General features: G+C 42.8%; 12 protein-coding genes. 11 read left to right on the top strand and 1 reads right to left on the bottom strand.

The window, feature by feature from the left end:
- Positions 1-485: 485 nt before the first annotated feature.
- The 11 genes from E4T82_RS09055 to E4T82_RS09005 all read left to right on the top strand — a co-directional run bounded on the left by E4T82_RS09055 (position 486) and on the right by E4T82_RS09005 (position 9,982).
- Entirely contained in the window at positions 486-1,298 is an 813-nt protein-coding gene (locus tag E4T82_RS09055) for a Cof-type HAD-IIB family hydrolase (RefSeq protein ID WP_135182512.1), read from the top strand.
- Between the two features lie 12 nt (positions 1,299-1,310).
- Complete coding sequence (pepT, locus tag E4T82_RS09050; RefSeq protein ID WP_135182511.1) at positions 1,311-2,531, top strand: peptidase T; 1,221 nt, start codon at positions 1,311-1,313, stop codon at positions 2,529-2,531.
- Between the two features lie 145 nt (positions 2,532-2,676).
- On the top strand, positions 2,677-3,315 hold the full coding sequence (locus E4T82_RS09045) for a helix-turn-helix transcriptional regulator (RefSeq protein ID WP_135182510.1): 639 nt from the start codon (positions 2,677-2,679) through the stop codon (positions 3,313-3,315).
- 127 nt (positions 3,316-3,442) lie between these two features.
- The gene (locus E4T82_RS09040) at positions 3,443-3,760 is read left to right on the top strand and encodes a PadR family transcriptional regulator (protein ID WP_135182509.1); all 318 of its coding nucleotides are present in this window, start codon (positions 3,443-3,445) and stop codon (positions 3,758-3,760) included.
- Positions 3,757-4,857, top strand: coding sequence for a DUF4097 family beta strand repeat-containing protein (locus E4T82_RS09035; protein ID WP_135182508.1), 1,101 nt, complete (start codon positions 3,757-3,759; stop codon positions 4,855-4,857). The genes E4T82_RS09040 and E4T82_RS09035 overlap by 4 nt, the downstream gene beginning before the upstream one ends.
- 10 nt (positions 4,858-4,867) lie before the next feature.
- Positions 4,868-5,452 (top strand): DUF1700 domain-containing protein, encoded by a 585-nt coding sequence (locus E4T82_RS09030; RefSeq protein WP_135182507.1) that lies wholly within the window; start codon positions 4,868-4,870, stop codon positions 5,450-5,452.
- Positions 5,439-6,008 carry a DUF4097 family beta strand repeat-containing protein gene (locus E4T82_RS09025; protein WP_135182506.1) on the top strand — a complete coding sequence of 190 codons (570 nt, stop codon included), beginning with the start codon at positions 5,439-5,441 and terminating at the stop codon, positions 6,006-6,008. Before E4T82_RS09030 ends, E4T82_RS09025 begins: the two co-directional genes overlap by 14 nt.
- Positions 6,009-6,046: 38 nt before the next feature.
- Complete coding sequence (locus E4T82_RS13100; RefSeq protein ID WP_135182505.1) at positions 6,047-6,277, top strand: hypothetical protein; 231 nt, start codon at positions 6,047-6,049, stop codon at positions 6,275-6,277.
- 198 nt (positions 6,278-6,475) lie between these two features.
- Entirely contained in the window at positions 6,476-7,210 is a 735-nt protein-coding gene (locus E4T82_RS09015; protein ID WP_135182504.1) for an ABC transporter ATP-binding protein, read from the top strand.
- An 11-nt stretch (positions 7,211-7,221) separates the two neighbouring features.
- Positions 7,222-8,550: a hypothetical protein gene (locus E4T82_RS09010; RefSeq protein WP_135182503.1), complete on the top strand. Its 1,329-nt coding sequence runs from the start codon at positions 7,222-7,224 to the stop codon at positions 8,548-8,550.
- Between the two features lie 238 nt (positions 8,551-8,788).
- Positions 8,789-9,982 (top strand): cation diffusion facilitator family transporter, encoded by a 1,194-nt coding sequence (locus E4T82_RS09005; protein WP_135182502.1) that lies wholly within the window; start codon positions 8,789-8,791, stop codon positions 9,980-9,982.
- Positions 9,983-10,016: 34 nt separating this feature from the next.
- On the opposite strand, the gene E4T82_RS09000 is transcribed toward E4T82_RS09005, so the two are convergent.
- The gene (locus E4T82_RS09000; RefSeq protein WP_135182501.1) at positions 10,017-11,159 is read right to left on the bottom strand and encodes a mannitol-1-phosphate 5-dehydrogenase; all 1,143 of its coding nucleotides are present in this window, start codon (positions 11,157-11,159) and stop codon (positions 10,017-10,019) included.
- Between the last annotated feature and the right edge of the window lie 14 nt (positions 11,160-11,173).

Genomic DNA, 11,173 nt, shown 5'->3' with positions numbered 1-11,173 from the left:
TTGAAGAGCTCAAACATTACGCTAAAAATCCATATACAACACTAAAATAAATTTAAAGACCAGCCAAATCCCTTGGCACACAAGGAGGGAGCTGGTCTTTGCTTGTTTTTAAGTGATAAACTCGGGATGGACTGCCTTGAGCCCTTAGTGTCGTCTTTCTGCCACCCTGGCTCTTTAAACAATCCACCCTACTTAACCACGCTTTCGGGTTTCTAGGCGCGTGAAAAAACAGCACAAGGGGCTAACCTCGCTCTCCTATTTTCGGGCTCGGGAAAAAACAGCACAAGGGGCTAACCTCGCTTGCCTATTTTCAGGCTCGGGAAAAAACAGCACAAGGGGCTAACCTCGCTTGCCTATTTTCAGGCTCGGGAAAAAACAGCACAAGGGGCTTGACGCGCTTTCGTGTTTCTAGGCGCGTGAAAAAACAGCCCACTGGGCTGTTTTTTTATGCTATACTAGTCTATAGAATACTGAAGGAGGAATCTATGATAAAATTACTTGCCCTTGATATGGACGGGACTTTGCTCAATAGTCAGAAGCAGTTGACAGAGCCCCAGATTGAGGCAATTCATCGGGCTGTGGAGAGCGGTGTCAAGCTAGTTCTTTGTACTGGGCGTATGTTGACAGGGGTCAAGCCATACTTTGACCAGCTGGGACTGGATGCGGAAAATGAGTACGTCATTGTCAATAATGGCTGTTCAACCCACCAGACGAGTGATTGGAAGTTGATAGACTGGGAGGAACTATCACCTGATGACATTCGCTACCTGACCACTTTCATTCCAGAAAGTGAGATGCAATTGACCTTGTTTGACGAGGAGCACTACTATGTCCTTGACGATCAGCCAAATGAATACTCACGCACAGATGCTAACTTGGTCTTTGTGGAGCCAACGATTTTAAGCATGGAGGAGGCGACCAATCAGAGCCGTCATCTCTTCCAAGCCATGTTTGTCGGCACCAAGGAAGCAACGGATGCGTTTGAAACCAAACACGCAGCAACACTCAACCAACACTTTGACGCTGTACGCTCGCAGGATGTGCTACTAGAAATCCTGCCAGCAGGAACAAATAAGGCTTCTGCCTTGAAGAAATTAGCGGAACACCTGCAGATTTTACCTGAGGAAATCATGGCCATTGGCGATGCCAATAACGATATTGAAATGCTTGAATTTGTAGATCTCAGTATCGCAATGGGCAATGCCAATGACCACATCAAATCTATAGCAGATGATGTCACCGATACCAATGACCAAGACGGTGTAGCCAAAGCCATTTATAAACACATTTTACATTAAAAGGAGAACAACATGAAATACCCTACTCTTTTAGACCGCTTTCTTGTCTACGTGAAAGAAAACACACGTTCAGATGAGAACTCTACGACCACACCTAGTACGCAAAATCAGGTGGAGTTTGCTCAAAATATCCTGCTTCCTGAAATGGAACGCATCGGGCTTCAAAATGTCCACTATTTGCCAAATGGCTTTGCCGTCGGAACCCTTCCTGCTAACGACCCAAGTTTGACCCGCAAGATTGGCTTTATCGCCCACATGGACACAGCCGACTTCAATGCCGAAGGAGTTAATCCACAGATTATTGAAAACTATGACGGTAAGCCGATTACTCTTGGAACATCTGGCTTTGAATTGCACCCAAAAGATTTCCCGCAGCTCAACAACTACCATGGTCAAACCTTGATTACAACAGACGGAACAACCCTGCTAGGTTCTGATGATAAGTCGGGAATTGCTGAAATCATGACAGCGATTGAATACTTGGTCGCACATCCTGAAATCAAGCACTGCGAAATTCGGGTTGGATTTGGTCCTGACGAAGAAATCGGAGTCGGTGCCGACAAGTTTGATGTAGAAGATTTTGATGTGGACTTTGCCTACACCATGGACGGTGGACCATTGGGCGAACTCCAGTACGAAACATTTAGCGCTGCTGGTGCCAAGATTGACTTTATCGGTCGCAACGTGCACCCAGGATCTGCCAAGGATCAAATGATTAATGCTTTCCAATTAGCAATTGATTTTCACAATGCTCTTCCAGAAGCGGATCGCCCTGAAAAAACAGACGGCTACCAAGGATTCTTCCACCTCATGGATATGTCAGGAAGCGTAGATCAGGCACATGCTTCTTACATTATTCGTGATTTTGAAGAGGCAGATTTCCTAGATCGCAAACAATTGATGCTCGATATTGCAGAAAAGATGAATCAAGACTTTAACACACCACGCGTCATCGTCAATCTTCAAGATCAATACTACAACATGAAGAAAATTATTGAAAAGGACATGACCCCCATTACCATTGCAAAAGAAGTCATGGAAAATCTCAGTATTCAGCCAATTATCGAGCCAGTTCGTGGGGGAACGGACGGTTCTAAAATCTCCTTCATGGGGATTCCAACACCTAATATCTTTGCTGGTGGTGAAAACATGCACGGACGCTTTGAATTTGTCAGCCTTGAAACCATGGAAAAAGCGGTTGACGTCATCTTAGGCATTGTAGGGCATAAATAAACGATCATAAACACCCACTTGACTGCAGTCCGTTTCGTTTTCAAGAGATTTTTGCCCCTGTGCAACCAATAGTAGCAAAATATAAAGGAGGCTTTCTTGGCAAATACCCTTCCATTTGCTAGAGTAAGGATAAGGAGGTGACACTATGTTACTAAATGAAAAAATTCGTCTCATTCGTACCATTCATCAATTGTCACAGGAACAATTCGCTGAAACATTTGTAGTCAGTCGCCAATCGGTCTCCAAGTGGGAAAATGGCAGTGCTATTCCTGACCTTCAAATTCTCATCAAAATAGCTGACTTTGCAGACATCAGTTTGGACCAGATAGTCAGAGAAGAGATTGATTTCCCAATTCAGCAAAAAGCAGAGCAAGAAATACCCGAAGTCAAACCTCAACGAACCACTGGTCTTTCAATCCAAGATTATCTCGGAAAGGTCTGCGATGTCTCTCTCAATACCATCTGGTATCAGGTCCTGCGGAATGTCAAAATCGTTGGTTGCTACAAAAATATGATTTGTTTTGAAAAACACAAACGCTACGGCTACTTTAATCTCCATCGCTGTCTGGATATTCTCGTCAAAAGGGAAGAGGACTACACCCCCTTCAACCATATCTCCCTTGGAAAATGCAAGGCCTACACGAATACAGATCAATTTTGGGGTGGCAATCACTACCTCTTTAGCCAAGTGAGCGCTGTCCACGAAAACAGTCTCGAACTTCAAACAGGAACATTTACGACGACGATTGATTTTGACAAACTGGTTGTTCTGATGATGAAATAGCTAAACCAAGCACGTTAACGGTGCTTGGTTTTTAGTATGTAAAAATTTTATATATAATGCTTGACATTGCTTGGAGATATGTATATAATTTATATATAAAATATTTACACATAGTCGAGGTGAGCATATGTACTATCCTGTCTCCTCTGTCTTAATCGAATTTCTGATCCTGTCCATTGTCGAAAAGCAAGATTCCTACGGATATGAAATCAGTCAGACCATTAAGATTGTAGCTGATATTAAGGAGTCAACCATGTATCCTATTTTGAAAAAGCTGGAAAAAGCAGCCTTTGTGACCACCTACTCTCAGGAATTTCAGGGGCGCAAGCGCAAATATTACAAGATTACCGACCAGGGGCGCAAGCAAATTATCTTTTTGCAGACAGAATGGACGGAATACAAAGACAATATTGATGGCATTATAGAAGGGAGTCTACGAAAATGACACGCAACGAATATCTTTCACAACTACAAGCGGCCTTAGAAACGCTCAGTCAACAAGACAAAGAAGATGTCTTAGAGTATTTCAACGAATATTTTGACGAATGTCCAGATGTTGATGAGGCGATTCGGCACCTAGGAACACCACAAGAAGCAGCTGAAGAAATTCTTGCCAATCTTGATATGGAAGTCGTCCAACATGTGACAGAAACAGATCCTATCACCTCTCCGCAAATCAGTATTTGGAATCGATTGTTTGAGAAAACCCAACAGACGCTTCAAGATTCCCAACGTGAAGCAAGAGAGGCATTTTCTCCAGTTACCCTAACTCTGGAAGATATTGATACGATTCAATTGGAACTGGAGGATTTCCACCTTACCATCATAGAATCCGAAACAGAACGTATAGAATTGCGCTACTTCCAACATCAACTGAATGCAGAAAAGCCATTTCACCACAGTATTTACGGAAAGACCTTGTCACTGCAAAGCCGAGACGGAGGCATCCGCGTTCCAGCTCATTTCTTCTTGCAGTTTGCTTTTAATCCTGAAGTCACACTTGCTCTTCCAAGACATATCCAGCTCAACAAACTGACTGGAAGATTGGAAGATACCAATCTGCAATTAAAACTACCGACTATCCAAACACTTGCCCTAGAAGTTGAAGACTCTAACCTCTCTATGGAAGGTCTGACAACCGTTACTACATCACTCGAATTAGAAGATGCAAATATCACGATAAAGGATAGCCACTTGCAAAAGCTGTCTCTCGAGATGAGCGACAGCAACATGAGCCTCTCTCACTCCACCATTGAGCAGGCACACTTGGAACTAGACGATGCCAATTTCTCTGCTTCTACTGTTCGTTTCTTGCAGCATGTCCACATCTCAGCCTGTGACAGCCATCTTTCCTTGACACTAGAGAAACAGGCTGGAACTTCCTATCATTTTTCTTCTGAAGACGGGGCTATGTCCATTTCTCCAAAACTTCAGGGACAGATTCAAGTTGACGACGATTACAGCCAATTTGACTACCAAGCTCCCGATGAAGAACACCGTTTAACCATTGAAAACGAAGACGGTATGCTAACGATCAAATAAGGAGAATCACATGACACGTAACGAATATCTTACACATTTGCAACGATACCTCAAACACCTACCAGCAGAGGACTATCAAGACGCAATGGAGCATTTTAATGAATACTTTGATGAGGCAGGAGCTGAAAATGAGGCACAAGTGATTGCTGACTTAGGCAGTCCCAAGCAGGCCGCACGGGAAATTCTCGACCAACTCTATGAGAAAAAGACCAAGGCTGGCACTACTACGACTCAACATACCATCCTCATTGTCGCACTCAGCATCCTAGCAGCACCTGTCGCCTTTCCCCTAGCCCTCACCCTCTTAGCCTTGTTTCTAACTGCTATTCTCCTCGTTTTTAGCTTCCTTTTGGTATTAGCTTCTGTGTGGATTAGCGCCCTTGCTGTAGGTTTAGCTCTTCTGCTTGCAGCCTTTCAGAGTTTTTCTATCGGCTGGACCAGCTCCCTCCTCTTTGTTGGGCTGGGACTTGTTGCCATTGCTCTTGGAGCTCTCGGTACACAAGCAACCATTATCCTTGGAAGAAAGGCTATCCTTGCCCTTGTTCGCTTGATTCAAGAAAAAATCATTAGGAGAAACCGTCATGAAATCATTTAATCGCTTTACCAAAGTCTGCTTAACCCTTCTCTTTATCGGACTCAGTCTCACAGGAATTGGCTTCCTACTCGGGGGCTGGACAGATGTGGAGCAACAAATTACGAACCGTAGGCTCGAAACAGTTGACTTTGACAGGCTAGAGTCCCTCGAAATCCAAACGAGCATTATTCTTTCTCCTTCAAAAGACGACCAATTTCACCTCAGCTACTATCACTATCTCAAAGATAAGACTGTTCCTGTTCGATATCAGTTAGGCGAGCAAAAACTGACCGTTACTGACAATCAGCAGAATTCTTTCGTCAATGTCAATGGCCTCTTCGAAGTTGTTCTTCATCTCAGTCAACAGAATTGGGTCGAAGACCGTATTCCTCGCTTAGAGATTCCTAAGGGAACAAACTTGAAAGAATTAATTGGTTCGATTGACGTCGGAAACCTTCACTTGGAAGATGTCCAGATTGATAAGGTCCAGCTATCTGTCAATGTGGGATTTGTCGAACTAAATAGGGCAAAACTTGGAACGGTTGATGTGAATCTAGATACGGAGACATTCACCTGAAAAATAGCAGCCTAGCTCCCCAGAATCAGGAAACAGGATTGATACAACTGAATGTCGGAGAGATGACCGCTACCAACCTTAGTCTAGCCGGAGAAAATAGTATCTTAACAGACCTCGGCAGCATCGATCTCCAACTCAACCCTAAATCGGCTGTTCACATTGATGTCGATGCTGAGCTCGGTAGCGTTTCAAACACCTTCCACTATCAAGGCAAGACCGCAGGACAACTCAATCTTCAAACCGCTACAGGCGATATTCGGGTGAGGTAGAAGATAGATAGCAGACGAATACTATAGTCTTATCTCCAACCGAACACGCCCTAAAAAACTGTTCTCTCTTTAGCAAGTTACTGCTGAAAATCCCTTTGGTAGTGACATATCTCTTGCAAACCTTGTTCGCTTTACAGCTTGTCTACCTTTAGGTATGAACTAAATGACAATAACATTTTTATCACCTTGGAGGCCCCTATGACCCATACAGCAATCACTGTTTCCAACCTGTCCAAAGAGTTCCAAATTGATCAGAATAAGACAGCTTCTGTTCTCAAGAACATCTCACTTCAAGCACATTACAACGAGTTTACTAGTATTCTCGGTATTAGTGGCTCTGGAAAATCGACTTTACTCAAATGTATCTCAAGTCTCCTTGCTCCCTCTAGTGGATCTGTTCATATCAATGGTCTCAATCCCTACAAGCTACGGAACAGCCAACTAGCCAAATTACGTCGCAAGGATATTGCCTTTATCTTTCAATCTTATAATCTACTCCCTGCTTTGCCAGTCCTTGAAAATATAGCGATTCCATTACGACTATCTCATCGCCCTGTTGATACAAAGAAAATCCATAACCTGCTATCCCAGATGAAATTCCAAGCGGATGCCCATACCTTTGTCAAACATCTTTCAGGTGGAGAGCAACAAAAAGTAGCTATTGCCCGTGCAATTTTATCAGATAGTTCCATTATTTTTGCAGATGAGCCTACAGGAGCTCTGGATAGTCATTCTCGACAGATTATTTTTGACTTATTAAAGGGGTTAGCCAAAGCTGGAAAGTGCGTCCTCATGGTCACACACGATTTGGAGTTAGCCTCTCAAACTGATCGAGCTCTCGTTTTAAAAGACGGGCAGATTGTCCACGACATCTCCTCACCGTCTCCTGATACTCTCTATCAAGCACTTGGAGTATCGATTTCAGATAAGTAAGGAGGAACAGGATGTTTCATCTCATCTTTTATCAATTTCAATTTTCTAAAAAGTTATGGCTTAGCATGATTCCACTCTTTCTTGCTGCTGGTATCATCATTGGACTATCGCTAAATGGTATTTTTAATATTAGAGATAATCTTCATACTCTACAAGTCAATGACCCTACGCCCATTTTTATATTCCCAGTTGTTTTTGGCGGAATCACTCTTTTTTTCAGCATTTCTACTTCGATTCAACTACTCATTGATATGTTGAAAAAAGATTATGAATGTTGGGCTATAGTTGGAGCTAGCCGTGTACACATTGCTTTCCTTGTTGGAGGACAAATGTCTCTCATTGCCAGCTTCTCTAGTCTCCTTGCCTATCTTATCTCTATACCTAGCACCTATCACTACTATTATTTCCTACAACAATTCTTTGGCAAAGACTGGCTACCTGATATTCCCCTACGTTTCAATGTACTAGCAGGAACTTCTTCTATTTTACTCCTCACCAGTATTGCTTTTATCAGTGGTGCGTTTCATACATACAAACTGCTCGCAAGTCAATACCGAAAACAAAGTAAGGTAGCACGTATACTAAAATTCATTAAAAATGTAACACTAAGCCTTATCATTTTATCTTTAGAAGGATACCTCTTCTATCAAATCTTACAACCACATACAATGTCAAGTAAGTCTCTCTTTCTGTTTTATTTCCTCTTCACTCATCTTTTTCTCATCTACCTCCTCTTCCCTCATCTCCAGTTATTCCTTATACGAATATTTCCAACTAGTTTTTTTAAAAACCACTACGCACCTATTATCGCAAAGTGGACTATCTTCCACCAGCCCCTCTATCTAAAATCGCTGAATACCTCTATTTTATCCGCCATTACCTTAATGTCAGGATTTCAGCTACTCTCACAAAACATCTTCTATCTGTTTCAGGAAAACGCTGATTTAGAAATGAAAGTATCCTTTTTCATCTATTTAGGTGCCCCATTGATTGTTATCCTGAGCAATATTATTTCAATTACCTCATTATCTATAGAAAAAGAGAAACAAGATAAAATCCAACTAGATACTTTAGGCGCCTCACCTTATCACTTATGTATCATTAACATCTGGCAAGCCTCCATTCATATTCTTACTATCTTTTTTATATCACTTGGATTCAATGGTTTTCTCCTATTTTGCATTAGCTATGTTCTAAAAGAAAATCAGAAACTTCTAGCTACTATTTCTGGATTATTTTTGCCAGGGCTGATTATCTCCTCTATTTTATTTATTTTACTTCTCCTAACTAATCTGTGGAGCAATCAATCTTTTCAAAAGAAGATTTCAAAAAATATCTGACATCCTTATACGTCACAGTCTAAAACATTGGGCGTATCTACCAATAAGCAAGGAACCTCCCACTCCCCCTTTTTGCTTTCAAATAACAGGTCTTAAAACATAACCTCCTTAAACATCATAAAAAGCGCATGCGACTAGGTAATCGTGAGATGCGCTTTTCTTGTGTTTGGTATGAAGTTTGTCTCCCCTTGAAAAATCCTAGTCATTCTGCTACAATGAAGCAAACAAGGGAGGGATTATGAACCAACAAGCATACAATTTGAAACTGGCTGAGCGTGGGGCGATCGTATCGATTATCGCCTATGTCGTCTTATCGGGAGTAAAGCTAGCAGCTGGCTCTCTCTTTCACTCAGATGCCCTTACTGCAGATGCTTTCAACAATATCTCAGACATCATCGGCAATATCGCCGTGCTGATTGGATTGAGAATGGCGCAGAAGCCTGCGGATACAGACCATAAGTTTGGGCATTGGAAAATGGAAGATTTGGCAAGCCTCATCACCTCTTTCATTATGTTTGTCGTTGGATTTCAGGTGCTTCATAGCACCATTCAAAAGCTCCTCAGCAAGGAAGTGGTCGAGATTGACATCATGGGGGCAATCATTGGAATCCTCTCTGCCCTCGTCATGTTTGCCGTTTATCTCTACAATCAACGCTTATCTAAAAAGGTTCGTTCCAAGGCCTTAGAAGCAACAGCCAAGGATAATCTCTCCGATGCCATGACTTCTATCGGAACCTCCGTTGCTGTCTTTGCAGCAGCCTTTCAATTTCCAATGATTGATAAAATCGCAGCTATCATCATTACCTTTTTCATCTTGAAAACAGCTTATGAGATTTTTATGGAGAGTTTCTTTACTTTGTCGGATGGTTTTGATGAAGAATTACTCCACAAGTATGAGATGGACATTCTGAAGTTGCCCAAGATTAGTGCGGTCAAATCCCAACGCGGGCGAACCTACGGAGCCAATATCTATCTTGACATCGTTCTTGAAATGAATCCTGACCTGTCTGTCTATGAAAGCCATGAAGTGACCGAACAGGTCGAGCAACTCCTGATTTTGAAACACGGGGTCTTTGATGTGGATATTCATGTAGAGCCATCTGAAATTCCCCACGATGAGATGTATGAGCATGTCTTTGACAAGCTCTACCGCTTTGAAGCGGAAATTCAAGCCCATGAAAAAGGCTATCAAAACTTGATTGAGGACAACTATCTCCTGATTGATGAAAACGGACACTATCTCAATAAGGAGCAAATGCTCCACTCTCACCCTGTCCACTCGCCCCATATGACCAATTTCCAAATGACTTCTATCAGCCAAAAATCAAAACTAGTCACCTTTGAAACAGGGGATAAGGTTCACAGCTCCCTCTGGCGCCGTCACGAAGTCTGGCAGGTCGTCTTTCATCAGATAACACAAAAAACGAACTAGAGCCTCTTCTGCTTTCTAGTTCGTTTTTTCTCTCTTATCCTTCCACTGCCGCAACCAGTTCTGCGACAAAAGCTGGGTCTGTTATTCTTGTCACCTCTTTAACCACGCTGGCAAGGGGCTCTTGGGTTAGCATTGCTTGTAATTCAACAGATTGGTCATCTGTTTCATCCTTGTATTCAAAGATATAGCGGATAGTTTGCAGGAGGGCATCATAGCTCAAACCACGCTCCCGTAATTCACGGATAGGGCGAATAAAGCGCTCATCATAGCCGAGTTTGCGAATTGGGGTACGGGCTACACGGGCTACATCATCTACAATAAAGGGATTTTCAAACCGACTGATGATAATCTTGTGGTAGTCTTCAAGCGCTGTTTCCTCAAAGCCCCACTTGGCAACGAGAAGGCTACGAATTTCAGCTAGGACCGCTTGAACAGTTGTCTTAACCCTCGGATTTTCAAGAGCTTCCAAAATCGTTTGCGCTCCGAAGTGCGCTCCTGTATAGGCTGATGTTGCATGCCCTGAGTTTACAGAAAATAACTTCCGTTCAATGAACGGTTCAAGGTTTGCCTCATAGTGGACTTTTGCTAGCTTCAAGTCAGGATTTTTCATGGCATGGGTTTCCACGACCCATTCATTGAAAGGCTCCACTACTACAAACAACGGATCTTCATGACTTTGAGCAGGGACAATGCGGTCGACCGCAGCATTTGGAAATCCGATATGCACTTCTGCAAAGGTCAAGCCTGCTTCAGACAGGTGTTTTTTCACTTCTTCATAGAGGAAGCTAGAACCACCAATCATGTTTTCACAGGCAAGAACATCAAGGGGCTGGGTATTGCCTGCTGCCTGACGTGCTTCAATCCCTTGCGCTACTAGAGGTGCGATAAAAGGTAGGATATTTGGGCCAATCGCTGTGGTCACCAAATCAGCTTCGGCAATGGCAGCGACCACTTCTTCTGGATGTTTGCCATTGTTAATCCCCCGCACACCTGATACGACAATGTGGCGCTGTCCCTCTTCTGCAATCTCAATTTCATAGCTACCTCGCTCATTGAGGGTGTCGATAATGCGTTCGTTGACATCGACAAAGGCGATTTCAAAACCATTTTCAAATAAAATTTCACCGATAAAACCACGACCGATATTTCCTGCACCAAAATGGACTGCTTTTTTCATCTCACTCCTCCTTT

It is taken from the genome of Streptococcus cuniculi (assembly GCF_004570575.1).
In the GTDB taxonomy this organism is placed as follows: Bacteria; Bacillota; Bacilli; order Lactobacillales; family Streptococcaceae; genus Streptococcus; species Streptococcus cuniculi_A.
Note: the sequence above shows the minus strand (reverse complement) of the source record. Positions and strands in the feature narration are given on the sequence as shown.